General features: G+C 69.5%; 16 protein-coding genes. 11 read left to right on the top strand and 5 right to left on the bottom strand.

Translation table 11 applies throughout. The features are described 5' to 3' along the window. Positions 1 to 84 precede the first annotated feature (84 nt). Positions 85 to 2,799, top strand: a complete 2,715-nt coding sequence (gene acnA / locus ACFW47_RS17290; protein WP_386276691.1) for an aconitate hydratase AcnA — start codon at positions 85 to 87, stop codon at positions 2,797 to 2,799. 80 nt (positions 2,800 to 2,879) lie between these two features. Here the strand turns inward: acnA and ACFW47_RS17285 are convergent, their stop codons facing one another. Both ACFW47_RS17285 and ACFW47_RS17280 read right to left on the bottom strand, forming a co-directional pair. Further along, the gene (locus tag ACFW47_RS17285; protein WP_386276689.1) at positions 2,880 to 3,410 is read right to left on the bottom strand and encodes a hypothetical protein; all 531 of its coding nucleotides are present in this window, start codon (positions 3,408 to 3,410) and stop codon (positions 2,880 to 2,882) included. A 170-nt stretch (positions 3,411 to 3,580) separates the two neighbouring features. Then, a complete protein-coding gene (locus ACFW47_RS17280) occupies positions 3,581 to 7,384 on the bottom strand; it encodes a GH92 family glycosyl hydrolase (protein WP_386306184.1) in 3,804 nt (1,267 codons plus the stop codon). A 393-nt stretch (positions 7,385 to 7,777) separates the two neighbouring features. Between ACFW47_RS17280 and ngcE the strand changes: the two genes are divergently transcribed. From ngcE to ACFW47_RS17235, 9 genes are all read left to right on the top strand, one after another. Further along, entirely contained in the window at positions 7,778 to 9,226 is a 1,449-nt protein-coding gene (gene ngcE, locus ACFW47_RS17275; RefSeq protein WP_386276685.1) for an N-acetylglucosamine/diacetylchitobiose ABC transporter substrate-binding protein, read from the top strand. 82 nt (positions 9,227 to 9,308) lie between these two features. Then, positions 9,309 to 10,235, top strand: a complete 927-nt coding sequence (locus ACFW47_RS17270) for a carbohydrate ABC transporter permease (RefSeq protein ID WP_386276683.1) — start codon at positions 9,309 to 9,311, stop codon at positions 10,233 to 10,235. Between the two features lie 5 nt (positions 10,236 to 10,240). Then, on the top strand, positions 10,241 to 11,164 hold the full coding sequence (locus ACFW47_RS17265) for a carbohydrate ABC transporter permease (protein WP_386276681.1): 924 nt from the start codon (positions 10,241 to 10,243) through the stop codon (positions 11,162 to 11,164). Between the two features lie 216 nt (positions 11,165 to 11,380). Further along, entirely contained in the window at positions 11,381 to 12,592 is a 1,212-nt protein-coding gene (locus ACFW47_RS17260) for an ROK family protein (RefSeq protein ID WP_386276679.1), read from the top strand. Positions 12,593 to 12,725: 133 nt separating this feature from the next. After that, the gene (locus ACFW47_RS17255) at positions 12,726 to 13,829 is read left to right on the top strand and encodes a substrate-binding domain-containing protein (RefSeq protein ID WP_386277186.1); all 1,104 of its coding nucleotides are present in this window, start codon (positions 12,726 to 12,728) and stop codon (positions 13,827 to 13,829) included. A gap of 163 nt (positions 13,830 to 13,992) precedes the next feature. Beyond that, positions 13,993 to 14,784, top strand: a complete 792-nt coding sequence (locus ACFW47_RS17250; protein WP_279564884.1) for an ATP-binding cassette domain-containing protein — start codon at positions 13,993 to 13,995, stop codon at positions 14,782 to 14,784. After that, positions 14,781 to 16,073, top strand: a complete 1,293-nt coding sequence (locus ACFW47_RS17245; RefSeq protein WP_386276676.1) for a sugar ABC transporter permease — start codon at positions 14,781 to 14,783, stop codon at positions 16,071 to 16,073. Before ACFW47_RS17250 ends, ACFW47_RS17245 begins: the two co-directional genes overlap by 4 nt. 259 nt (positions 16,074 to 16,332) lie before the next feature. Then, positions 16,333 to 18,261: a 1-deoxy-D-xylulose-5-phosphate synthase gene (dxs, locus tag ACFW47_RS17240; RefSeq protein WP_386276674.1), complete on the top strand. Its 1,929-nt coding sequence runs from the start codon at positions 16,333 to 16,335 to the stop codon at positions 18,259 to 18,261. Between the two features lie 150 nt (positions 18,262 to 18,411). After that, positions 18,412 to 19,941 carry an amino acid permease gene (locus tag ACFW47_RS17235; protein ID WP_386276672.1) on the top strand — a complete coding sequence of 510 codons (1,530 nt, stop codon included), beginning with the start codon at positions 18,412 to 18,414 and terminating at the stop codon, positions 19,939 to 19,941. A 163-nt stretch (positions 19,942 to 20,104) separates the two neighbouring features. Here ACFW47_RS17235 and ACFW47_RS17230 read toward each other — a convergent pair whose 3' ends face one another. Continuing rightward, positions 20,105 to 20,482 (bottom strand): NTP pyrophosphohydrolase, encoded by a 378-nt coding sequence (locus ACFW47_RS17230; RefSeq protein ID WP_386306183.1) that lies wholly within the window; start codon positions 20,480 to 20,482, stop codon positions 20,105 to 20,107. A gap of 70 nt (positions 20,483 to 20,552) precedes the next feature. Between ACFW47_RS17230 and ACFW47_RS17225 the strand changes: the two genes are divergently transcribed. After that, the gene (locus tag ACFW47_RS17225) at positions 20,553 to 21,569 is read left to right on the top strand and encodes a hypothetical protein (RefSeq protein WP_386306182.1); all 1,017 of its coding nucleotides are present in this window, start codon (positions 20,553 to 20,555) and stop codon (positions 21,567 to 21,569) included. A 99-nt stretch (positions 21,570 to 21,668) separates the two neighbouring features. Here the strand turns inward: ACFW47_RS17225 and ACFW47_RS17220 are convergent, their stop codons facing one another. Both ACFW47_RS17220 and ACFW47_RS17215 read right to left on the bottom strand, forming a co-directional pair. Continuing rightward, entirely contained in the window at positions 21,669 to 23,798 is a 2,130-nt protein-coding gene (locus tag ACFW47_RS17220; RefSeq protein ID WP_386276666.1) for a 3-hydroxyacyl-CoA dehydrogenase NAD-binding domain-containing protein, read from the bottom strand. Next, positions 23,795 to 25,012: a thiolase family protein gene (locus ACFW47_RS17215; protein WP_386306181.1), complete on the bottom strand. Its 1,218-nt coding sequence runs from the start codon at positions 25,010 to 25,012 to the stop codon at positions 23,795 to 23,797. The genes ACFW47_RS17220 and ACFW47_RS17215 overlap by 4 nt, the downstream gene beginning before the upstream one ends. Positions 25,013 to 25,018 lie beyond the last annotated feature (6 nt).

Genomic DNA, 25,018 nt, shown 5'->3' with positions numbered 1-25,018 from the left:
AACTTAGCCTTACCTTAGCGGATTGGCCAGGGCGACGTGGCGGCAGGATGCGGTGGTACGCGCACATAAATGAAGGAGACTGTCGTGTCGGCGAACAGCTTCGACGCCCGCAGCACGCTGCAGGTGGGCGACGAGTCGTACGAGATCTTCCGGCTGGACAAGGTCGAGGGCTCCGCGCGCCTTCCCTACAGCCTGAAGGTGCTGCTGGAGAACCTGCTCCGCACCGAGGACGGCGCGAACATCACCGCCGACCACATCCGCGCCCTCGGCGGCTGGGACTCGCAGGCCCAGCCGTCGCAGGAGATCCAGTTCACGCCGGCCCGCGTGATCATGCAGGACTTCACCGGCGTGCCCTGTGTCGTCGACCTCGCCACCATGCGCGAGGCCGTCAAGGAGCTCGGCGGTGACGCGGCGAAGATCAACCCGCTCGCCCCGGCCGAGCTGGTCATCGACCACTCCGTCATCGCCGACAAGTTCGGCACCAACGACGCCTTCAAGCAGAACGTCGACCTGGAGTACGGCCGCAACAAGGAGCGCTACCAGTTCCTGCGCTGGGGCCAGACCGCCTTCGACGAGTTCAAGGTCGTCCCGCCCGGCACCGGCATCGTCCACCAGGTGAACATCGAGCACCTGGCCCGTGTGGTGATGACCCGCGACGGCAAGGCCTACCCGGACACCCTGGTCGGCACCGACTCGCACACCACCATGGTCAACGGCCTCGGCGTCCTCGGCTGGGGCGTCGGCGGCATCGAGGCCGAGGCCGCGATGCTCGGCCAGCCGGTCTCCATGCTGATCCCGCGCGTCGTCGGCTTCAAGCTCACCGGTGAGCTGCAGCCGGGCACGACCGCCACCGACCTCGTGCTGACCATCACCGAGATGCTCCGCAAGCACGGCGTCGTCGGGAAGTTCGTCGAGTTCTACGGCGAGGGTGTGGCGGCCACGAGCCTCGCCAACCGCGCCACCATCGGCAACATGTCGCCGGAGTTCGGCTCCACCGCCGCGATCTTCCCGGTCGACGACGAGACGCTGAACTACATGCGCCTGACCGGCCGCTCCGAGCAGCAGGTCGCCCTCGTCGAGGCCTACGCCAAGGAGCAGGGCCTCTGGCTGGACCCGAAGGCCGAGCCGGACTTCTCCGAGAAGCTGGAGCTCGACCTCGCCACGGTCGTGCCCTCCATCGCCGGCCCGAAGCGCCCGCAGGACCGCATCGTCCTCGCCAACGCCGCCGAGCAGTTCAAGCAGGACGTGCGCAACTACGTCGACAGCGTGGACGAGGCGGGCAAGGAGTCCTTCCCGGCCTCCGACGCCCCCGCCGCCACCAACGGCGTGCCGTCCAGCCCGGTCCCGGTCACCGCTCCCGACGGCACGACCTACGAGCTGGACCACGGTGCGGTGACGGTCGCGGCCATCACCTCCTGCACCAACACCTCCAACCCGTACGTCATGGTCGCAGCCGCCCTGGTGGCCAAGAAGGCGGTCGAGAAGGGCCTGACCCGCAAGCCGTGGGTCAAGACCACGCTCGCCCCGGGCTCCAAGGTCGTCACCGACTACTTCGAGAAGGCGGGCCTGACCCCGTACCTCGACAAGGTCGGCTTCAACCTCGTCGGCTACGGCTGCACCACCTGCATCGGCAACTCCGGCCCGCTGCCGGACGAGGTCTCCAAGGCCGTCAACGACCACGACCTCGCCGTCACCTCGGTCCTCTCCGGCAACCGCAACTTCGAGGGCCGGATCAACCCCGACGTCAAGATGAACTACCTGGCGTCGCCGCCGCTGGTCGTCGCCTACGCGCTCGCGGGCTCCATGAAGGTGGACATCACCAAGGAGGCCCTGGGCGCCGACCAGGACGGCAACCCGGTCTACCTGAAGGACATCTGGCCCACCGAGGCCGAGGTCAACGAGGTCGTCGCCAGCGCCATCGGCGAGGACATGTTCTCCAAGTCCTACAGCGACGTCTTCGCCGGCGACGCCCAGTGGCAGGCGCTGCCGATCCCGACCGGCGACACCTTCGAGTGGGACAGCGAGTCCACCTACGTCCGCAAGCCCCCGTACTTCGAGGGCATGGGCATGGAGCCGGCCCCGGTCGAGGACATCTCCGGCGCCCGCGTACTGGCCAAGCTGGGCGACTCGGTCACGACGGACCACATCTCGCCCGCCGGCGCCATCAAGGCCGACACCCCGGCCGGCAAGTACCTCACGGAGCACGGCGTCGAGCGCCGCGACTTCAACAGCTACGGCTCGCGCCGCGGCAACCACGAGATCATGATCCGCGGCACGTTCGCCAACATCCGCCTGCGCAACCAGATCGCGCCGGGCACCGAGGGCGGCTACACCCGCGACTTCACCCAGGACGGCGGTCCGGTGTCGTTCATCTACGACGCCTCCCGCAACTACATCGAGCAGAACATCCCGCTCGTCGTCCTGGCCGGCAAGGAGTACGGCTCCGGTTCGTCCCGCGACTGGGCCGCCAAGGGCACCGCGCTCCTCGGCGTCAAGGCCGTCATCGCCGAGTCCTACGAGCGCATCCACCGCTCGAACCTCATCGGCATGGGCGTCCTGCCGCTCCAGTTCCCGGAGGGCCAGTCGGCGTCCTCCCTCGGCCTGACCGGCGAGGAGTCCTTCTCCATCTCCGGCGTCACCGAGCTGAACGAGGGCACCACCCCGCGCACGGTGAAGGTCACCACCGACACCGGTGTGGAGTTCGACGCGGTCGTCCGCATCGACACCCCCGGTGAGGCGGACTACTACCGCAACGGCGGCATCCTGCAGTACGTGCTGCGCAGCCTGATCCGCAAGTAGGCGGCACCGCACAGGGTCGAGGGCCGCATCCCCGGTGACGGGGGTGCGGCCCTCGCCGTGTCGTGCGACGGGGTGCCGGGTCAGGCGACCGCGGCGCCGGTGCCGCGTGCCGCGGCGATGTAGTCGGCGCGGCCGGAGCCGTCGTAGAGCGTGATGTCCACGTAGGCGCCGTCCGGGATGTTCAGGTCCTTCACCGTCAGGTCCACGGTGTCCGAGGTGCCGGGCGCCGAGAAGGTGCCCAGGTCGTGGTACGAGCCGCCGGACGAGTAGCCGACGGCCACGTAGAAGGTGTCGCCGTCGTTCCTGGTGTCGTAGATCCAGAGCTTCTCTCCGCTCGGGTGGAACTCGACCTTGCCCACGAACCAGCCCGCGTCGCTCAGTTCCATCTTGACGGCCAGCCCGCCCGCGTCGTGCGCGAAGTAGGTGCCGTCGAACGGGTCGGTGAGCGTGCCGCCGCTGCACGGGCAGCCGTCGGTGTCGCGGTAGTACGTGGAGACGCTGGGGTCGGGGTCGTAGGCCTGGGCCGGGGCGGCCGTGGCGAACAGCGTTCCCGCGGCCAGCAACGCGCCCGTGACCGCCCCCGCGATCCGTCTGCCGGTGTTCCTCCGCACGTGTTCCCCCTCCGATGACGCGCGATCCGCCCCTCCGGCGGCCGCCGGAGGCGCCCGCTCAGTCTGGTGGATCCGGCACGTACGGGGAATGGCGCCGCACGGGGGAGCGGCGGGTTCGGGCCAGGCCCGAAGGCCCCGGCCCGAACCCGCCGCTCCGTCGGCGGTGCCGCCTACGCCAGCAGTTCCACCTCCGCCAGCGAGTGCTCACCGTCGAGCACCAGGCGGTACTTCTGGTACGTCCCCGGCGACTTCACCGTGAACGCCCGGGTCTGCCGGTCCCAGGCGAAGGATTCGCCCGAGCGCTCGTCCAGCGTCCGCCAGGCCGTGCCGTCGGCCGAACCCTGGAGCTTCCAGCCCGCCGGGGCCTTCGCGCCGTCCGCCGGTGACGTCAGCGTGTACTGGACGGCCTCGGCGCCCTCGCCGGACACCGGCAGGTCCACCGAGGACACGGCCGCCTCGGTCGCCGACGTGTTGTCGAACAGGGCACCCCCGCCCTCCGTCACGTCGGCGCGCGGGGCGGGCACCTCGTCGTCCTCGGTGATCGACACCGGAGCCGCGTCCTCGCCGGTGCCCCACTTGGACGGCCGCGGGCCCATGTCGAACTCCAGGACACCGCCCCTGGCGATCAGGTCGTGGGGGAGCGCGGTGGAGTTCCAGCGCTTGCCGTTGACCTTCAGGCCCTGCACGTAGATGTTCCGGTTGCTGTTCTTGGGCGCCTTGACGACCAGCTCGCGGCCGTTCTCCAGGTGCACGGTCGCCTTCTTGAACAGCGGGGAGCCGATGGCGTACTCGCCGCTGCCCATCACCAGCGGGTAGAAGCCGAGCGAGGAGAAGAGGAACCAGGCCGACTGCTCGCCGTTGTCCTCGTCGCCGTGGTAGCCCTGCCCGATGTCGCTGCCGGTGTAGAGGCGGGAGAGCACCTCGCGGACGTTCTTCTGCGTCTTGTACGGCTGCCCGGCCGCGTCGTACATGTACAGGGCGTGGTGGGCGACCTGGTTGGAGTGCCCGTACATGCCCATCCGGACGTCCCGCGCCTCGGTCATCTCGTGGATGACACCGCCGTAGGAGCCGACGAACTCCGGGGAGGCCGTCTCGGGCGTGGCCAGGTACTCGTCGAGCTTGTCGGCGAGGCCTTTCCGGCCGCCGTACAGGTTGGCGAGGCCGCGGCTGTCCTGCGGGGCGGTGAAGGCGTAGCCCCAGCCGTTGGTCTCCGTGTAGTCGTAGCCCCACACGCGCGGGTCGTACTTCTCGGACTCCACGCGCCACTTGCCCGCCAGGTCCTTGCCCTGGAAGAAGCCGGCCTTCGCGTCGAACATGTTGACGTAGTCCCGGGCGCGGTTGAGGAAGTACGCCGACTCCTCCTCGTACCGCTGCTCGCCTGTCTCCTCGTAGAGCTTCTCGGCCATCTTCGCGATGCCGTAGTCGTTGAGGTAGCCCTCGAGCGCCCACGACATGCCCTCGTGCGTCTCGGTGCTGGTGTATCCGAGGAACGGCGAGGTCGCCATGCCCTTGCGGCCCACGCCCGAGGACGGGGGCACGACGGTGGCGTTCTTGACGGCCGCGTCGTACGCCGCCTTCGCGTCGAAGCCGACGCCCTTCACGTACGCGTCGGCGAAGGCCACGTCCGAGGAGGTGCCGGTCATCAGGTCCGCGTAGCCCGGGGAGGACCAGCGGGAGGTCCAGCCGCCGTCCTTGTAGTGCTGCACGAAGCCGTCGACCAGCTCACCGGCCTTGGACGGAGTCAGGAAGGAGTACGCGGGCCAGGTGGTCCGGTACGTGTCCCAGAAGCCGTTGTTGACGTAGACCTTGCCGTCCACGACCTTGGCGCCGGTCTCCGTCGGGGTGTCGTCCTTGACCGCCTTGGAGAACGGTGAGGCGTACTTGTACTTCCCGTCGACCTTCTCGTGGCCCGCGTTCGGGTACAGGTACAGCCGGTAGAGGCTGGAGTAGAGGGTGGTCAGCTGGTCCTGCGTGGCGCCCTCCACCTCCACCTTGCCGAGGACGCGGTCCCACTGCTTGCGGGCGTCGCGCTTGACCTTGTCGAAGGAGGCGCGCTCCGGGATCTCCTGGCGCAGGTTGTCCTTCGCCTGGTCGACGCCGATCAGCGAGGTCGCGATGCGCAGCGTCACGGTGCGGTCCTTGCCCGCGTCGAAGCGCAGGTGGCCCTTGACGCCGCTGGAGTCGCCGCCGGTGACCCTGGAGTCGAACTCGCCGTAGACGAAGAGGCGGGTGGCGCCCGTGGACAGCCCGGACCTGACGTCCGAGTAGCCGTGGAAGGTGCCGTTCTCCTCGTCCAGGGTCAGGCCGGCCTGGTCCTCCACGTTGTCGAAGATCACGCTCGCGTCGTCACCGGGGTAGGTGAAGCGCATCATCGCCGCGTGGTCGGTCGGCGCCATCTCGGCCTTCAGGCCGTTCTCGAAGCGCACGCCGTAGTAGTAGGGCCTGGCCGTCTCGTTCTCGTGCCGGAAGGCCAGCTCGCGCTGCTCCCGGCCGGTGTCCGGGGTGCCGGAGGCCGCGGACGGCATCACCTGGAAGGTCTGCCGGTCGCCCATCCAGGGGCTCGGCTCGTGGCTCGCGCTGAACGCCTGGAGGGTGGGCAGGTTGTCCGCGTTGTTGCCGCGCGCGTAGTCGTACAGCCAGCTCAGCGAACCGGCGTTGGTCACCGGGACCCAGAAGTTGAAGCCGTGCGGCACGGCGGTCGCCGGGATGTTGTTGCCGCGGGAGAAGCTGCCGCTGGAGTTGGTGCCGCGGGTGGTGAGCGCGTAGTCGGACAGGTGGGCCTTGGGCCGCTCGGGCTTGGCCCGCTCGATCTCCACGTCGTCCAGCCAGCCCCGGAACTTCGCCGGGCCCTTGGGGGAGTCGTACGCCACCAGGATCCGGTCGACGGTCTTGCCGGCCGCGACCGAACCGATCCCCGAACGCACGCTGTTCCACTGGTTGACGTAGAGGATCTTGGCGTCACCCTGACCGCGCGGCGTCAGCGGGAACCCGTGCTGGTCGGTGGCCTTGAGGTCGCTCAGGTAGGTGCCGTCGGTGAAGGCGAGGTCGACGGCGACGTTCGTGGCGTCGTAGTCGAGGTCGCCGTCCGCCATCGACGGGAAGATCTTGTAGCTGAGCTCGGTGCGGCGCTCGACCTTCACATCGACGTCGAAGACCTTGTTGTACGAGTAGGCCCGGCCGTCCGCGTTGTGCCGGCCCGCGTACTTCAGGGCGCGCGTGCCGGTGAAGCCGGCGCCCGCCTTCGCCGTCGGGGAGCCGGTCGGGCCGCGGTCCACGTGCGAGAGCATGTCCTCGGGGACGGGCGTCTCGGTGCCGGCGGTGGCCAGCTGCACGTCGGCGAGCTGGAGGATGTCCCCGCCGTTGTTCTTGGTGATCTCCAGCCGGAAGTGCCGGTACTCGGCCGGTCCGTCCAGTTCGTAGGTCTTCGTCTCGAAGCGCTCGCCGAAGGATTCGCCCGAGCGGCTGTCCAGGGTCTGCCAGGTCTCGCCGTCCGCCGACCCCTTGAGCGTCCAGTCGGCGGGGTCGCGCTCGTCGTGGTCGTTGGCCGAGGTGAGGGCGTACTTGGCGATCTCCACCGGCTCGTCCAGGCCGAACTCGACCCAGCCGGTCCTCTCGAACGCCAGCCACTTGGTGGTGGGCTCACCGTCGACCAGGTTCTCCTTCACCTCCCCGCCGCCGGTGTTCTCGGCGCTGGCCCGCACCTCGGTGACGCGGTCGGTGACATTGCCCGGTATGCCGGTGCGGTAGCCGCCGTCCACGCCCGAGGAGCGCTTCCTCCCGCCCGGCCCCGTCTCCACGGTGTCGAGCCAGTCTGGAACCGGGTCGTCCGCCTCGAACGAGGACGCGAACTCCCGGTCGGTCTTCGCGGGCGCGGCGGGCAGTGCGACCGCCGCCCCCTGTGAGCCCACCGCCACGGCGAAGGCGGTCGTCAACACGACCGCCGGACCCCATCTGTGCCGAACTCTGTACCGCATGCCCGGACCACCCTCCCAGCGCCTGGGGACAACGTTGTCAATCTAACTGCGCAAGGACCAGTAGGGGTCAAGTGGCAAGTGATGTCAAGGGTGTTGGATGTGGCGTTCGGGGCTTATGCCGGGGATTCTTCCGGCAAGTGGTACACGGCCCGCTCATATTTCCGGGAGGTCTCAACTCGGAAAAGACGTACCGCCAACCTTGCATTCGATCTTGCTCAGTTGGCGGGAAGTGGACTATACCTGTCGGCCATCGGGGGTTCAGGGGGGAACCGCGAATTCGGGACCTCCCAAGCGTCCGAACAGCACTTCCTGCACGACCCAGCGTGACCCGATCGCGGTGCCGGCGAGGATCCGGTTCACCGCCTGAGTCCTGGAGAAGGCGAGGACTTGAGCATGGGATCCACTTCCGCCGAGAACGACGGCAAGGGCGTCGGCCGCCGCGATCTGATCAAGCGGTCCGCCGCGCTCGGATTGATCTCCGTACCGACCATGAGCTTCCTGTCCGCCTGCGCGAGCGGCGGCGGGGACGACCAGGAGAAGGCCGAGGCGGGCAAGAAGACCGCCGAGAACCCGCTCGCGGTCAACGCGAGCGCCGAGATGGAGTTCGTCCTCTTCGACGGAGGCTTCGGCAAGGAGTACGCCGAGGACGCCGTGAAGCTGTACGAGAAGGCCTTCCCCGAGGCCACGGTGAAGTTCTCCGCCACCCAGAAGATCCAGTCCACCCTGCAGCCGCGCTTCAACGGCGGCAACCCGCCGGACCTGGTCGACAACTCCGGCGCCGAGCAGATGGACATGGGCGTCCTGGTCGGCAAGAAGCAGCTCGCCGACCTCACCCCGCTGCTGGACGCCCCGTCCTACGACGACCCGAACAAGAAGGTCCGCGACACGCTGCGGCCCGGCATCGTCGAGATGGGCCAGTTCGACGGGGACCCGGTCTGGATCCTGTACTACGCCTACACGGTCTACGGCAACTGGTACTCCCAGAAGGCCCTTGACTCGCTCGACGCGGAGTACCCCAGGACCTGGGACGAGATGCTCGCGGTCTGCGAGAAGGCCAAGAAGAAGGGCATGGCCGGCTGGACCTACGCCGGCAAGTACCCGTACTACATCCCCTTCTCGATGTCCCCGATGATCGCCAAGGTCGGCGGCGTCGAGGTGCTGAACGCCATCGACAACCTGGAGCCGAACGCCTGGAAGCACCCGGCGGTCAAGACGGTCTTCGAGGCCTGGTACGAGCTCTACAAGAAGGGCTACATCCTCAAGGGCACCCCGGGCCTGGACCACATCCAGTCGCAGACCGCCTGGGCCAAGGGGGACGCACTGTTCCTCCCCAACGGCTCCTGGGTGGAGAACGAATCGGCCAAGGTCATCCCCGCCGACTTCCAGCTCACCGTCTCCGCCCCGCCCGGCATCGACGACAGCGACAAGATGCCCTTCGGCACCATCTGGGCCTCCGGCGGCGAGCCCTTCATCGTCCCGGCCAAGGCGTCCAACGGCCCCGGCGGCATGGAGCAGCTGCGCATCATGCTCAGCGAGGAGTCGTCCAAGAACTTCACCAGCAAGGTGAAGTCGCTGAGCGCCTACAACGGCGGCACCGACGGCATCGAGCTCACCCCGGGCCTCAAGTCCGGTGTCGCCGCCCTCGATCTGGCCGGCGACAACGTGGTGAACCCGCGCATGCAGGACTGGTACGTGCAGCTGCAGAAGGAGAAGATCGGCGTCGGCTGCCTGGGCGAGATGATGGCCGGCCGCCTCACCCCCGCCGAGACCATCAAGAAGATCCAGGGCTACGCCGACGAGGCCGCCAAGGACTCGTCGATCAAGCACTACAAGCACCAGTGAGGAAGCGTCACCAGGGCCTGTCCCGCGCCTTCGCGCCGGACGGGCCCTGGCGGCACCCGCGCGCAGATCGGGGTCGTTGGTAATGCAGCACGGCAAGTACCGGTTCATCGTGGGGTTCCTGGCGGTCCCCCTGGGGCTGTACGCGCTCTTCGTCGTCTGGCCGTTCGTCCAGTCCATCTACTACTCGTTCACGGACTGGACGGGCCTGAGTCCCGAGTTCTCGATGGTCGGCTTCGACAACTACTCGCGGATGCTCGACGACGACATCTTCTGGAAGTCGCTCTGGCACAGCGTGCTGTTCGCCCTGCTGGTGCCGCTGGTCACCCTGGGCCTCGCGCTCTTCCTCAGCTTCATGATCAACGTGGGCGGACGCCACCGCAAGGGCGGCCCCGTGATCACGGGCGTCCGCGGCTCGGGCTTCTACAAGATCGTCTACTTCTTCCCGCAGGTGCTCTCCATCGCGATCGTCGCCCTGCTGTTCCAGTTCGCGTACAACCCGGACAGCGGCGCGATCAACTCCCTGCTGCGCGGCCTCGGCCTGGACTCCGTCCAGCCCCTGTGGCTCGGTGACCCGAACATCGCGCTGTGGTGCGTGATGGCGGTGCTCGTCTGGTCGACGGTCGGCTTCTTCGTGGTCCTCTTCTCCGCGGGCATGGCGTCCATCCCGGTGGAGCTGTACGAGGCCGCGCTGCTGGACGGGGCGAGCCGCGCCACCACCTTCTTCAAGGTCACCCTGCCGCTGCTGTGGGACACCGTGCAGTCCGGCTGGGTCTACATGGGCATCCTCGCCCTGGGGGCCGAGTCCTTCGCGGTCGTGCAGATCATGACGACCGGGCCCGGCGGACCCGACTACTCGACCACCGTGATGGTCCTGTACGTGTACCAGAAGGCGTTCCGGGACGGTCAGGCCGCCTACGCCACCACCATCGGCGTCGCCCTGCTCGTCATCACGCTGGCCTTCGCGGCCCTCGTGATGAAGCTGGGCCGGCGCGAGCGGCTGGAGTACTGATTCACATGAAGACGACCGAGACCCCCGCCCCCGTACCGGCCGGTTCCGGCACGCCCGTGCACAAGGCCGAGGCGTCCCCCGGCGGACTCAAGAAGGGGAAGAAGGAGGGCACCGCCCTCAACGTCTTCTCCCACGGCGTCCTCGTCATCTGGGCGATCATGGTCGGCCTGCCGCTGGTGTGGGCGGTGATGACGTCCTTCAAGGACGACGCCTCCATCTTCCGTTCGCCCTGGTCGCTGCCCGGCAAACTGAATTTCGACAACTGGTCGCGGGCCTGGTCCCAGGCCCATATGAGCGACTACTTCCTCAACACCATTCTGGTGGTGGGCGGATCGCTCATCGGCACCCTGGTGCTGGGTTCCATGGCGGCCTATGTGCTGGCCCGGTTCGACTTTCCGGGCAACCGCTTCATCTATTTCTTGTTCGTCGGCGGTATGAGTTTCCCGATCATGCTCGCGCTGGTCCCGTTGTTCTACGTGGTGGACAACATGTCCCTGCTGAACACCATCCACGGGCTGATCCTGGTCTACATCGCCTATTCGCTGCCCTTCACGGTGTTCTTCCTGACCGCGTTCTTCCGGACGCTGCCGAGTTCGGTGGCGGAGGCGGCCTTCGTGGACGGGGCGTCGCACACCCGCACGTTCTTCCAGGTCATGCTGCCGATGGCCAAGCCCGGCCTGATCAGTGTGGGAATCTTCAACTTCCTGGGGCAGTGGAACCAGTACATGCTGCCGACCGTGCTCAACACCGACCCGGACAAGCACGTCCTCACCCAGGGCCTGGTACAGCTCGCCGTCAGCCAGGGCTACAAGGGTGACTGGTCGGGCCTCTTCGCGGGCCTGGTGATGGCGATGCTGCCGGTGCTGGCCGCGTACATCGTCTTCCAGCGCCAGGTGGTCCAGGGGCTCACCGCGGGCGCCCTGAAGTAGCGACTCCGCACGCCCCCGAGGGCGCTCCCGCCCGCCGCGCATGCCGCTCCCGTACCCACGGGGGCGGCATGCGCGCATGTGTGCGGTTGTGTGCGCGGGGCACCCGGATGCGGTTCAACCTCTTGACGGGAGGCGACCCGAACGGCTCAGCTTAGAGTTCACTAGTTGGACATGGAAGGGGCCTCACCGAAGCGGCCCCTCGCGCAGGAGGTCGTCGTGGAGACTCCGGGGTCGCAGTCGTCGCTGCACCGAGCCAACCTGGAACGGGTCGTACGAGCGGTACGGCTCGCCGGTTCGCTCACGCAGGCGGAGATCGCGAGGACGACGGGCCTGTCCGCGGCGACCGTCTCGAACATCGTCCGGGAACTGAAGGACGGTGGCACGGTCGAGGTGACGCCCACCTCGGCGGGCGGCCGCCGGGCCCGCAGCGTCTCGCTGAGCGGGGACGCCGGCATCGTCATCGGCGTGGACTTCGGGCACACCCACCTGCGCGTCGCGGTGGGCAACCTCGCCCACCAGGTGCTCGCCGAGGAGTCCGAGCCGCTGGACGTCGACGCGTCCGCCGCGCAGGGCTTCGACCGGGCGGAGCAGCTGGTCAGCCGGTTGATCGAGGCGACCGGCGTCGACCGCTCCAAGATCGCCGGAGTGGGTCTCGGCGTGCCCGGCCCGATCGACGTGGAGTCCGGGACGCTGGGCTCGACCGCCATCCTGCCCGGCTGGGGCGGCACCAGGCCCGCCGAGGAGCTGCGGGGGCGGCTCGGGGTGCCGGTGCACGTGGACAACGACGCCAACCTCGGGGCCCTCGGCGAGCTGGTCTGGGGCAGCGGGCGGGGCGTGCGGGACCTGGCGTACATCAAGGTCGCCAGCGGCGTCGGCGCCGGCCTGGTGATCAACGGCAAGATCTACCGCGGCCCCGGAGGCACGGCGGGCGAGATCGGGCACATCACCCTCGACGAGGCCGGCCCGGTCTGCCGCTGCGGCAACCGGGGATGCCTGGAGACCTTCGCCTCCGCCCGCTACGTGCTCCCGCTGCTCCAGCCGAGCCACGGCACCGACCTCACGATGGAGGGCGTCGTGCGGCTCGCGCGGGACGGCGACCCGGGCTGCCGCCGGGTCATCGCCGACGTCGGCCGGCACATCGGCAGCGGGGTCGCCAACCTGTGCAACCTGCTCAACCCGAGCCGAGTCGTCCTCGGCGGCGACCTCGCGGAGGCCGGTGAGCTGGTGCTGGGCCCGATCCGGGAGTCCGTCGGCCGGTACGCGATCCCCAGCGCGGCGCGCCAACTCTCCGTCTTCTCCGGGGCACTCGGGGGCCGCGCGGAGGTGCTCGGCGCGCTCGCCCTGGCGCTCAGCGAGATGGGCGATTCGACCCTCTTGGACGGAACTGCGACCGGTGCTCTGCCGGTGGCCACCCCTGCCTTCACTTAGAGCACGGATGGCACCGTTGTCATCTCGTTAAGGATTTACTTCTTGACGTCGCACGTGTGGCCGAGTTGACTTCCAGCCACCTCGGCCGCAACGACGCGGCCTCGTCAGGGAGGTTTCTGAAGTGAACACGCGTATGCGTCGTGCCGCCGTTGCCGTTGCCACCACCGCGATGGCAGTCTCGCTCGCCGCCTGTGGCAGCGCCAAGGAGGCCGACGACAGCAAGGACTCGTCCGATGCGGCCGCCAAGAAGGGCGACGCCATCAAGGTCGGACTGCTGCTGCCGGAGAACCAGACCGCGCGCTACGAGAAGTTCGACAAGCCCTTGATCGAGAAGAAGGTCAAGGAGCTGACGAACGGCAAGGGCGAGGTCGTCTACGCCAACGCCAAGCAGGACGCCACGCTGCAGGCGCAGCAGGTCGACACGATGATCACCAACAAGGTCGACGTGCTGATCGTGGACGCGGTGGACTCCAAGGCCATCGCCGGCTCCATCACCAAGGCCGAGCAGGCGGACATCCCGGTCGTCGCCTACGACCGCCTGGCCGAGGGCCCGATCGACGCCTACACCTCGTTCGACAACGTGACGGTCGGCAAGACCCAGGGCGAGGCCCTGCTGAAGGCGCTGGGCGACAAGGCCAAGGACGGCCAGATCGTCATGATGAACGGCTCCTCCACCGACCCGAACGCCGGCCAGTTCAAGGAGGGCGCCCACTCCGTCCTCGACGGCAAGGTGAACATCGGCCGCGAGTACGACACCAAGGAGTGGAAGCCGGAGAACGCCAACGCCAACATGCAGGCCGCGATCTCCGCCATCGGCAAGGACAAGATCATCGGCGTCTACTCCGCCAACGACGGCATGGCGGGCGGCATCATCACCGCCCTCAAGCGCGCGGGCATCGCCAACATCCCGGTCACCGGCCAGGACGCCGAACTCGCGGGCGTGCAGCGGATCATCACCGGCGAGCAGTACATGAGCGTCTACAAGTCCTACCCGCAGGAGGCCGCGGTCGCCGGTGAGATGGCCGTCGCCCTCGCCAAGGGCGAGTCGCTCGACTCCATCGCCACCAGCAAGGCCGACAGCGCCACCACCAAGGGCGTCCCGTCGGTGCTCGTCCCGGTCGTCTCGCTGACCAAGGACAACATCAAGGAGACCGTCATCAAGGAGGGCTTCTACACCCTCGACGAGATCTGCGCCGGCAACTACAAGGCCGCCTGCGACAAGATCGGTCTGAAGTAAGCAGTCCCTCTCCCCGTACCGCCTGAGCGCGTACGGGGCCGGCTGCCCCCGGTTTCCTCCGGTGCCCCGCACTCGACAGCCCCGCAAGCTACGCGGGGCGCCGGACGGAACAACCCCCCTCATACTTCTGCACAACCTCCCGCCGGGTCAGGCGGCGAAGGAGATGGTTCACGTGTCCGCTACGCCCGTGCTGGCGTTGCGCGGGGTCTCCAAGCGATTCGGTGCCGTCCAGGCGCTCACCGACGTAGAGCTTGAGGTCCACGCCGGTGAGGTGGTCGCCCTGGTGGGCGACAACGGAGCCGGAAAGTCCACGCTGGTCAAGACGATCGCCGGCGTGCACCCCATCGATGAAGGCGCCATCGAGTGGGACGGCAAGGCCGTCAGCATCAACAAGCCGCACGACGCCCAGAACCTGGGCATCGCGACCGTCTACCAGGACCTCGCGCTGTGCGACAACATCGACGTCGTCGGCAACCTCTACCTGGGCCGCGAGATCATCAAGCGCGGTGTCCTGGACGAGGTCGAGATGGAGCGCCGCTCCCGCGAGCTGCTGGACACGCTGTCCATCCGCATCCCCAGCGTCCGTATCCCGATCGCCTCCCTCTCCGGCGGTCAGCGCCAGGTCGTGGCGATCGCCCGGTCCATGCTCGGCGAGCCCAAGCTGGTCATCCTCGACGAGCCCACCGCCGCCCTCGGCGTCGAGCAGACCGCCCAGGTCCTCGACCTCGTGGAGCGACTGCGCGAGCGCGGTCACGCCGTCATCCTCATCAGCCACAACATGGCCGATGTCAAGGCGGTCGCCGACAAGGTCGCCGTCCTGCGTCTCGGGCGCAACAACGGCGTCTTCGAGGTCAAGTCGACCTCGCAGGAAGAGATCATCTCCGCCATCACGGGCGCCACGGAGAACGCCGTGACCCGTCGTGCGGCGCGCACCAATGGGGAGATCAAGAAGTGAGCATCGACAAGACCTCCACCCCCGCCGAGGACCAGACGGCGGAGAACCCCGCCGCGGCCTCCGGCGCGGCCACCGCGGTCGACCCGCGGCTGCTGGTGCGCGAGCAGGGATTCGCGGGCTACATCGGCGAGTTCAAGCGGAAGATGAAGGCCGGTGACCTCGGGTCCATACCGGTCGTCGTCGGCCTGCTGGTCATCTGGGCCATCTTCACCAGCCTGAACTCCAACTTCCTCACCGCCGGCAACTTCTCCGACATGTCCGTCGCCATGGTCGGCACCGGCATGATCGCCGTCGGCATCGTCTTCGTCCTGCTGCTCGGCGAGATCGACCTGTCGGTCGGCTCGGTCAGCGGTGTCGCGGGCGCCACCTTCGCCGTGCTGAACATCACGCACGGCATGAACGAGGTCCTGGCCCTGGTCCTGGCCATCCTCACCGGCACCGTGGCGGGCGCCATCCACGGCTTCTTCTTCGCCCGCATCGGCGTCCCCGCCTTCGCCGTGACGCTGGCCGGCCTGCTGTTCTGGCAGGGCTTCATGCTGCAGATACTCGGCAGCAACGGCACCATCAACCTGAACAGCGACGGCATCGTCGTCAAGCTGACCAGCTACTACTTCAGCGACGTGGCCGCCGCCTACGGCCTGGCGATCGTCGTGACGGCCGGGTACTTCCTCTCCGCCTTCTTCGACAACCGCCGGCGCGCCGCGGCCGGGGTGCCGTCCCGGCCGCTGAACGAGGTCATCGTCCGCACGGTGCTGCTCGCCGTGCTGGCCTTCGCCGTGGCGATCGTCTTCAACCAGTACAAGGGCCTGCCGCTGGCCGTGGTCATCTTCCTGGCCTTCCTGCTGCTGACGGACTTCGTGCTGCGCCGCACCTCCTACGGCCGCAAGGTCTTCGCGCTCGGCGGCAGCGTCGAGGCTTCCCGCCGCGCCGGCATCAACGTGGAGCTGGTCCGGATCTCGGTCTTCGCGATCGCCGGCACCTTCGCCGCGATCGGCGGCCTGTTCGTCGCGTCGAAGATCGCCTCCGCCAACCAGGGCGCGGGCACCGGTGAGTTCCTGATGAACGTCATCGCCGCGGCCGTGATCGGCGGCACGTCCCTCTTCGGCGGCCGCGGCCGCACCTGGGACGCGCTGCTCGGTGTGATGGTCATCGTCTCCATCCAGTACGGCCTCGCGCTGGAGGGCATCGCCTCGCCGGTCCAGTACATGATCACCGGTGGCGTGCTGCTGGCGACCGTCGTCATCGACGCGGTCACCCGCAAGACGCAGAAGACGGCCGGCCGCGCCTAGGCGCCACCGCGCCCGCCGCTGCCGTCCCACCGCCCGCCCGGGCTGAGCCCCCGGGCGGGCGGTCCGTCGTCCGCCCGCCGCCCCGCACGCCGGCCGGGACGGCGGGCGGGCCACACCCTCCGACGCAGAAGTCGTAGAACCGGTTCCGGATGGGTAAGGCCGAACGCGTGACGTACGACGCACCGCCCGGACACGTTCCGCCACGGCGGAACATTAGACTCGTCAAGCCCGGCAACAGCTCTACTGCAAGGAGGCACGGGTGCCGCTGCTGACCCGCATCACGGGACCGCGCGATCTGGACCGGCTCAGCCTGGAAGAGCTGGGCCGGCTGGCAGAGGAGATCCGCACCTTCCTCGTCGACGCCGTCTCCAAGACCGGCGGCCACCTCGGCCCCAACCTCGGCGTGGTGGAGCTCACCCTCGCCCTGCACCGCGTCTTCGACTCGCCGAAGGACAAGGTGCTCTGGGACACCGGCCACCAGTCCTACGTGCACAAGCTGCTCACCGGACGCCAGGACTTCTCGAAGCTGAAGATGAAGGGCGGCCTGTCCGGCTACCCCTCGCAGGCGGAGTCCGAGCACGACGTCATCGAGAACAGCCACGCCTCCACCGTCCTCGGCTGGGCCGACGGCATCGCCAAGGCCAACCAGGTCCTGGAGCGCGACGACCACGTCGTCGCCGTCATCGGTGACGGCGCCCTCACCGGCGGCATGGCCTGGGAGGCGCTGAACAACATCGCCGCCGCCAAGGACCGGCCCCTCGTCATCGTCGTCAACGACAACGAGCGCTCCTACGCCCCCACGATCGGCGGCCTCGCCAACCACCTGGCGACCCTGCGCACCACCGACGGCTACGAACGCTTCCTGGCCCGCACCAAGGAGGTCCTGGAGCGCACCCCGGTCGTCGGCCGCCCGCTCTACGACACCCTGCACGGCGCCAAGAAGGGCCTGAAGGACTTCATCGCCCCGCAGGGCATGTTCGAGGACCTCGGCCTCAAGTACGTCGGCCCGATCGACGGCCACGACCTGGAGGCCCTGGAGTCCGCCCTCACCCGCGCCAAGCGCTTCGGCGGCCCGGTCATCGTGCACTGCCTCACCGAGAAGGGCCGCGGCTACCAGCCCGCCCTGGCGGACGAGGCCGACCGCTTCCACGCCGTCGGCAAGATCCACCCCGACACCGGCCTGCCCATCTCCACCTCCGGCGCCGACTGGACCAGCGTCTTCGGCGACGAGATGCTCAAGCTCGGCCGGGAGCGCGAGGACATCGTCGCCATCACCGCGGCCATGCTCCAGCCGGTCGGCCTCGACAAGTTCGCCAAGGCCTTCCCGGACCGCGTCTACGACGTCGGCATCGCCGAGCAGCACGGCGCGGTCTCCGCGGCCGGCCTCGCCCACGGTGGCGTCCACCCGGTCTTCGCCGTGTACGCCACCTTCCTCAACCGCGCTTTCGACCAGGTGCTGATGGACGTGGCCCTGCACAAGTGCGGCGTGACGTTCGTGCTGGACCGCGCCGGCGTCACCGGCACCGACGGCGCCTCCCACAACGGCATGTGGGACATGTCGATCCTCCAGGTCGTCCCCGGCCTACGGCTCGCCGCCCCGCGCGACGCCGACCAGGTCCGCGCCCAGCTGCGCGAGGCCGTCGAGGTGGACGACGCGCCCACCGTGGTCCGCTTCTCCAAGGGCGCCGTCGGCCCCGCCGTACCGGCCGTCGGCCGCGTCGGCGGCATGGACGTGCTGCGCGCCCCGGGCACCGACGACCCGGACGTCCTCCTGGTCTCCGTGGGCGCCCTCGCGCCGATGTGCCTGGAGGTGGCGGACCTGCTGAACAAGCAGGGCATCTCCACCACCGTCGTCGACCCGCGCTGGGTCAAGCCCGTCGACGAGGCCATGGCCCCGCTCGCCGAGCGCCACCGCGTCGTCGTCACCGTCGAGGACAACTCGCGGGTCGGCGGTGTCGGCTCCGCCATCGCCCAGGCCCTGCGTGACGCGGGCGTCGACGTCCCGCTGCGCGACTTCGGCATCCCGCCGCGCTTCCTCGACCATGCCTCGCGCGCCGAGGTCCTCGCCGAGATCGGCCTCACCGCGCCGGACATCGCCCGTCAGGTCACCGGTCTGGTCGCCAAGCTCGACGGCCGGTACGAGCGCACGGGCGCCGACGTGGACTCGGTGGAGGCCGCGCGCGACTGACCTACGCGACCGAGGTACGGCCGGATGGGCAGGTACTCCACTCGTTGCAGTGGTGAAACCTGCCCATCCGTATGAATCCGCTCACGCCGGGGCATACGCAGTACGCCCCCCTCTCGATCATGTCGGGGACGACAAGCGTCGGAGGTACGCGTGAGCAGCAGCAGTCTCTTCAGGACCAAAAAGATCGAGCAGTCCATCCGTGACACGGAGGAACCGGAGCACGCGCTCAAGAAATCCCTGTCCGCCCTGGACCTGACCGTCTTCGGCGTCGGTGTCATCATCGGCACCGGCATCTTCGTGCTGACCGGCACGGTCGCCAAGAACAACGCCGGGCCCGCCGTGGCCCTGGCCTTCGTCGTCGCCGGCGTGGTCTGCGCGCTCGCCGCGCTCTGCTACGCCGAGTTCGCGTCCACCGTGCCGGTGGCCGGTTCGGCGTACACCTTCTCGTACGCCTCGCTCGGCGAACTGCCCGCCTGGATCATCGGCTGGGACCTGGTCCTGGAGTTCGCGCTCGGCACGGCGGTGGTGGCCGTCGGCTGGTCGGGCTACATCCGTTCGCTGATGGACAACGCGGGCTGGCAGATGCCCGAGGCGCTGGCCGGGCGGGACGGGGCCGAGGGCTTCGGCTTCGACATCCTCGCCGCCGTCCTGGTGCTGGTCCTCACCGGCATCCTCGTCCTCGGCATGAAGCTGTCCGCGAGGGTCACCTCGCTCGTCGTCGCCATCAAGGTGACCGTCGTCCTCATCGTGATCATCGCGGGCGCCTTCTTCATCAAGGGCTCCAACTACGACCCGTTCGTCCCGGAGTCGAAGCCGGTGGAGGCGGGCGGGGGACTCGACTCGCCCCTGATCCAGCTGATGTTCGGCTGGGCGCCGGCCAACTTCGGCGTCATGGGCATCTTCACGGCCGCCTCGGTCGTCTTCTTCGCCTTCATCGGCTTCGACATCGTCGCCACGGCCGCCGAGGAGACCAAGAACCCGCAGCGGGACATGCCCCGGGGCATCCTCGGTTCGCTCTTCATCTGCACGGCGCTCTACGTCGCCGTCTCGATCGTCGTCACCGGCATGCAGCACTACAGCGAGCTGTCCATCGACGCCCCGCTCGCCGACGCGTTCAAGTCCACCGGGCACCCCTTCTTCGCGGGTGTGATCAGCTTCGGCGCCGCCGTCGGCCTGACCACCGTCTGCATGATCCTGCTGCTCGGCCAGACCCGGGTGTTCTTCGCGATGAGCCGCGACGGACTGCTGCCGCGCTTCTTCTCCCGCGTCCACCCGAAGTTCCGGACGCCCTACCGGCCGACCATCCTGCTCGGCGTGATCATCGCGATCGTCGCCGGCTTCACCAGCCTGAGCGAGCTGGCGGAACTGGTGAACATCGGCACCCTGTTCGCGTTCGTGGTCGTCGCGATCAGCGTGATCATCCTGCGCCGCACCCGCCCCGACCTGCCCCGCGCCTTCCGTACCCCGCTGGTCCCGCTGCTGCCGATCGTGTCGGTCGCCGCCTCGCTGTGGCTGATGCTGAACCTGCCCGCCGAGACCTGGGTGCGGTTCGGCGTCTGGATGGCGATCGGCGTCGTCGTGTACTTCCTCTACAGCCGCACGCACAGCCGCCTGGCCCGCGGCGAGGAGGCCCCGGCCGGCGGCCCGTCGAAGCCGTCCGGCGACGGCGGAGCCCCATAGGCCCCGAGTCCGCCGTCCCGGCCCCGTGCGCCCCGTTCTGGCGGGGCGCACGGGGCCGGTTCTCTTCGGAGGGCGGGTTCCGTCGCCGCCGAACGTCGCGCACCCCCCTCGGCGGCGCGCCTCTTCCGGCTGCGTGGGGCGGTGGTGGGCCGCCCGGGCGCCGTCACACCGGCCGGACCGTCCGCGGCCCCGCCACCTGGGCGCCCAGCTCCGTCACCCGGCGGCGCAGCTCGCGGTCGGCCGTCACCACCAGGACGGCACGGGCACCGGCGGCCCCCGCGACCAGCGCGACCATGTGGTCGTCCCCGCTGCCGGGTGCCGACTCCACCCGTACGCCGGGCACGGAATCCACTCCCCGGGCCGCGCCCTCGACGACGAGGACGACCTCCACCGGCCCCTCCAGCCCCGGCACCCCGCCCGCCGCCAGCCGGTCCCGCAGCCGCTCAGCGGCCCCCCGCCGGTCCCGCCACCAGCCGTCGGGGACCGACCCGACGACGTTCGCCGCGTCGACGATCACCAGGAGGGGGCCACGGTCGCTCATGAGGCCAGGGTCGCACGCGCGGACCCACCCGGCCGGAGCGGGCCCGGACGAGGCCGCATAAAATGATCAGGTGAACGGCGAGTGGCTCATACGCGGCCGGGACGGCCGACTCAGCGTCTACCAGATGTCCCACGATGCCGCCCTGTGCCGTGCGGAGCAGGTACCGGGCGGTTCCTGGGGCGCCCCGCGCAGGATCGGCGGGGACCAGCGGCTGCACCCGGGGCTGACGGTCGGCCAGGGGGCCGATGCCTACGCGCACCTGGTCGCCTGGCGGCCCACGGCGTCCGGCGAGTCGGGTCTCGTGCACTGCACGCACTTCCGGCCGCTGCTGGCCGCCCTGGACTGGGAACCCGTCGGCCACCCGAACGGCACGGGGGACCGGACCGGTCCGCCAGCCGTCGCGGTCGACGGCACGGGCCGTGCCCACGTCTTCGTGCGCAACGGCGGCGGCGGGCTCAGCATGCGGGCCCAGAAGCAGAAGGGCGGCTGGGGCCCGTGGCGCGACCTGAAGAGCGCGCAGCTCCAGGACGCGCCCGTCGCGGTGGCGGGCAGGGCCGGACGCATCGAGGCCTACGCGTACCGCCCCGGAAGGCTCGTCCACTGGCTCCAGGAGGAGCAGGCCACCGAGTTCCGGATGGGGGACTCGGTGCAGACCGAGGTCCGCCCGGGTACCCTGCGCGCCCTGGCGACCTCCGACGAGAACACCACCCTGTTCTTCACCGACGCCTCCGGCACCCTGTGCGCCTGGCGGCCCGGTGCCGAGCCGGTGCCCCTGGTCACCGCGGCGGGGCCCGGACCGGTCGCGGCCGTCCGCTGCGAACTCGACGGCCACGACTGCACACTGCTGGCACAGCACTCGTCCTCCGGCCGGATCGCCTTCGCGGCCTACCCCAGCGAACAGGAGTCGGCCGGCGCCTGGTGGACCGAGTCGGGCCCGGTGCTGCCGGCCGACGCGACGGTTTCCCTCGCCCTGGACACCGACGCCCGTGTGGTCGCGGCGACCCTGTCGCCGTCCACCGGGCAGCTGCTGCTGGCGAGGCGGAAGGACGAGTCGGGGCTGGCGCTCGGGGCGTGGGAAGCGGTGTGACGACCGGGCCGGCGTCGGCCGGCACCACGAGTGACAGAACGCCCGATGGGCCGTACCGGACGAATCCGGTACGGCCCATCGGTCTGTCGGAGACCGGAGCTACGCGGGAACCGAAGCCACGCCGGCTTCCAGGAACCGCTTCCCGTTCACCCGCTCGGAGACGCCCTCGCGGTCCAGGTACGGCGTGATGCCGCCCAGGTGGAAGGGCCAGCCGGCGCCGGTGATCAGGCAGAGGTCGATGTCCTGGGCCTCGGCGACGACGCCCTCGTCGAGCATCAGGCCGATCTCCTGGGCCACCGCGTCCAGCACCCGGGCCCGCACCTGCTCCTCCGTCAGGACGGTGTCGCCCTGCTTGAGGAGCGCGGCGACCTCCGGGTCCAGCTCGGGCTTGCCGCTGTCGTAGACGTAGAAGCCGCGCTTGCCCGCCTCGACGACCGCCTTGAGGTTCGGGGAGACCGTGAAGCGCTCCGGGAAGGCCCGGTTCAGGGTCTCGGAAACGTGCAGGCCGATCGCCGGGCCGACCAGCTCCAGCAGGACCAGCGGGGACATCGGCAGGCCGAGCGGCTCGACCGCCTTCTCCGCCACGTCCACCGGCGTGCCCTCGTCGATGACGTTCTGGATCTCGCCCATGAAACGGGTCAGGATGCGGTTCACGACGAACGCCGGGGCGTCCTTGACGAGGACCGCCGTCTTCTTCAGCTTCTTGGCGACGCCGAACGCCGTGGCCAGCGAGGCGTCGTCGGTCTGCTCGCCGCGGACGATCTCCAGCAGCGGCAGGACCGCGACCGGGTTGAAGAAGTGGAAGCCGACGACCCGCTCGGGGTGCTTCAGCTTCGACGCCATCTCGGAGACGGAGAGGGACGAGGTGTTCGTCGCGAGGATCGCGTGGGCCGGGGCGACCGCCTCGACCTCCGCGAAGACCTTCTGCTTGACGCCCATCTCCTCGAAGACCGCTTCGATGACGAAGTCGGCGTCCGCGAAGCCCTCGGCCTTGTCCAGGACGCCGGTCACCAGGGCCTTGAGGCGGTTGGCCTTGTCCTGGTTGATCCGGCCCTTGCCGAGCAGCTTGTCGATCTCCGCGTGGACGTAGCCCACGCCCTTGTCGACGCGCTCCTGGTCGATGTCGGTCAGCACGACCGGCACCTCCAGGCGGCGCAGGAAGAGCAGCGCGAGCTGGGAGGCCATCAGGCCGGCGCCGACGACGCCCACCTTGGTGACCGGGCGGGCCAGTGACTTGTCCGGGGCGCCCGCGGGACGCTTGCCGCGCTTCTGCACCAGGTTGAAGGCGTAGATGCCGGAGCGCAGTTCGCCGCCCATGATCAGGTCGGCGAGGGCCTGGTCCTCGGCGTCGTAGCCCTGCTGGAGGTCGCCGTTCTTGGCGGCGGCGATGATGTCGAGGGCGCGGTAGGCGGCCGGGGCGGCGCCGTGCACCTTGGAGTCGGCGACGAAGCGGCCCTTGGCGACGGCCTGGTCCCAGGCCTCGCCGCGGTCGATCGCCGGACGCTCGACCGCGACCTCGCCCTTGAGGACGGACGCGGTCCAGATCAGCGACTGCTCCAGGAAGTCCGCGCCCTCGAAGATCGCGTCCGCGATGCCGAGTTCGTAGACCTGCTCGCCCTTGAGCTGCTTGTTCTGGTTCAGGCTGTTCTCGATGATCACCGAGACGGCCTTGTCGGCGCCGATGAGGTTCGGCAGCAGGGTGCAGCCGCCCCAGCCGGGGACCAGGCCGAGGAAGACCTCGGGGAGGGAGAAGGCGGGGAGGGCCGCCGACACCGTGCGGTACGAGCAGTGCAGGCCGATCTCCACGCCACCGCCCATCGCGGCACCGTTGTAGTACGCGAAGGTCGGCACGGCCAGCTTCGCCAGCCGCTTGAAGACGTCGTGGCCGCCCTTGCCGATGGCCAGCGCGTCCTCGTGCCGCTTCAGCAGCTCGACGCCCTTGAGGTCGGCGCCGACCGCGAAGATGAACGGCTTGCCGGTGACGCCGACGCCGACGATGTCGCCGTCCGCGGCCTCCTTCTCGACCTGGTCGATCGCGGCGTCGATGTTCGCCAGCGACTGGGGGCCCAGCGTGGTCGGCTTGGTGTGGTCGTGGCCGTTGTCCAGGGTGATCAGGGCGAAGCGCCCGGCGCCCAGGGGGAGGTCGAAGTGGCGCACGTGGGCGCTGGTGACGACCTCGCCGGGGAACAGCTCGGCCGCACCCTTCAGCAGCTCTGCGGTGGTGCTCACTTGTCCCCCTCGAAGTGCGGGTTCTCCCAGATGACCGTCGCGCCCATGCCGAAGCCGACGCACATGGTGGTCAGGCCGTAGCGGACGTGCGGCTGCTCCTCGAACTGGCGGGCCAGCTGCGTCATCAGACGGACGCCGGAGGAGGCCAGCGGGTGGCCGAAGGCGATGGCGCCGCCGTACTGGTTGACGCGCGCGTCGTCGTCGGCGATGCCGTAGTGCTCCAGGAAGGCGAGGACCTGGACGGCGAAGGCCTCGTTGATCTCGAAGAGGCCGATGTCGGAGATGGACAGCCCGGCCTGCGCCAGGGCCTTCTCCGTGGCCGGGATCGGGCCGTAGCCCATGACCTCCGGCTCCACGCCCGCGAAGGCGTAGGAGACCAGGCGCATCTTCACCGGGAGGTTGTTCTCCCGGGCGAAGTCCTCGCTCGCGATGAGGGAGGCGGTGGCGCCGTCGTTCAGGCCGGCCGCGTTGCCCGCGGTGACCCGGCCGTGCACGCGGAACGGCGTCTTGAGGCCCGCCAGGTTCTCCAGCGTGGTGCCCGGACGCATCGGCTCGTCGGCGGTGACCAGGCCCCAGCCCGTCTCGCCGCCCTCGGGGTTCGTACGGCGCACGGAGACCGGCACCAGGTCGGCCTGGATCTGGCCGTTGGCGTACGCCTTGGCGGCCTTTTCCTGCGAGCGCACCGCGTACTCGTCGGCGCGCCGCTTGGTGATGCTCGGGTAGCGGTCGTGCAGGTTCTCCGCGGTCATGCCCATGAACAGGGCGGACTCGTCGACCAGCTTCTCGCTGACGAACCGCGGGTTCGGGTCGACGCCCTCGCCCATCGGGTGGCGGCCCATGTGCTCGACACCGCCCGCGATCGCGACGTCGTACGCGCCGAAGGCGACCGAGCCGGCCACCGAGGTGACGGCGGTCAGGGCGCCCGCGCACATGCGGTCGATGGAGTAGCCCGGGACCGAGGTGGGCAGGCCCGCCAGGATGCCGGCGGTGCGGCCGATGGTCAGGCCCTGGTCGCCGATCTGCGTGGTCGCGGCGACGGCGACCTCGTCGATCTTCTTGGGGTCGAGACCGGGATTGCGGCGCAGCAGCTCCCGGATCGCCTTCACGACCAGGTCGTCGGCGCGGGTCTCGTGGTAGATGCCCTTCGGGCCCGCCTTGCCGAACGGGGTGCGGACGCCGTCTACGAAGACGACGTCCCTGACGGTACGAGGCACGATGGC

The sequence above is a fragment of the Streptomyces sp. NPDC058796 genome, from assembly GCF_042745235.1.
In the GTDB taxonomy this organism is placed as follows: Bacteria; Actinomycetota; Actinomycetes; order Streptomycetales; family Streptomycetaceae; genus Streptomyces.
Note: the sequence above shows the minus strand (reverse complement) of the source record. Positions and strands in the feature narration are given on the sequence as shown.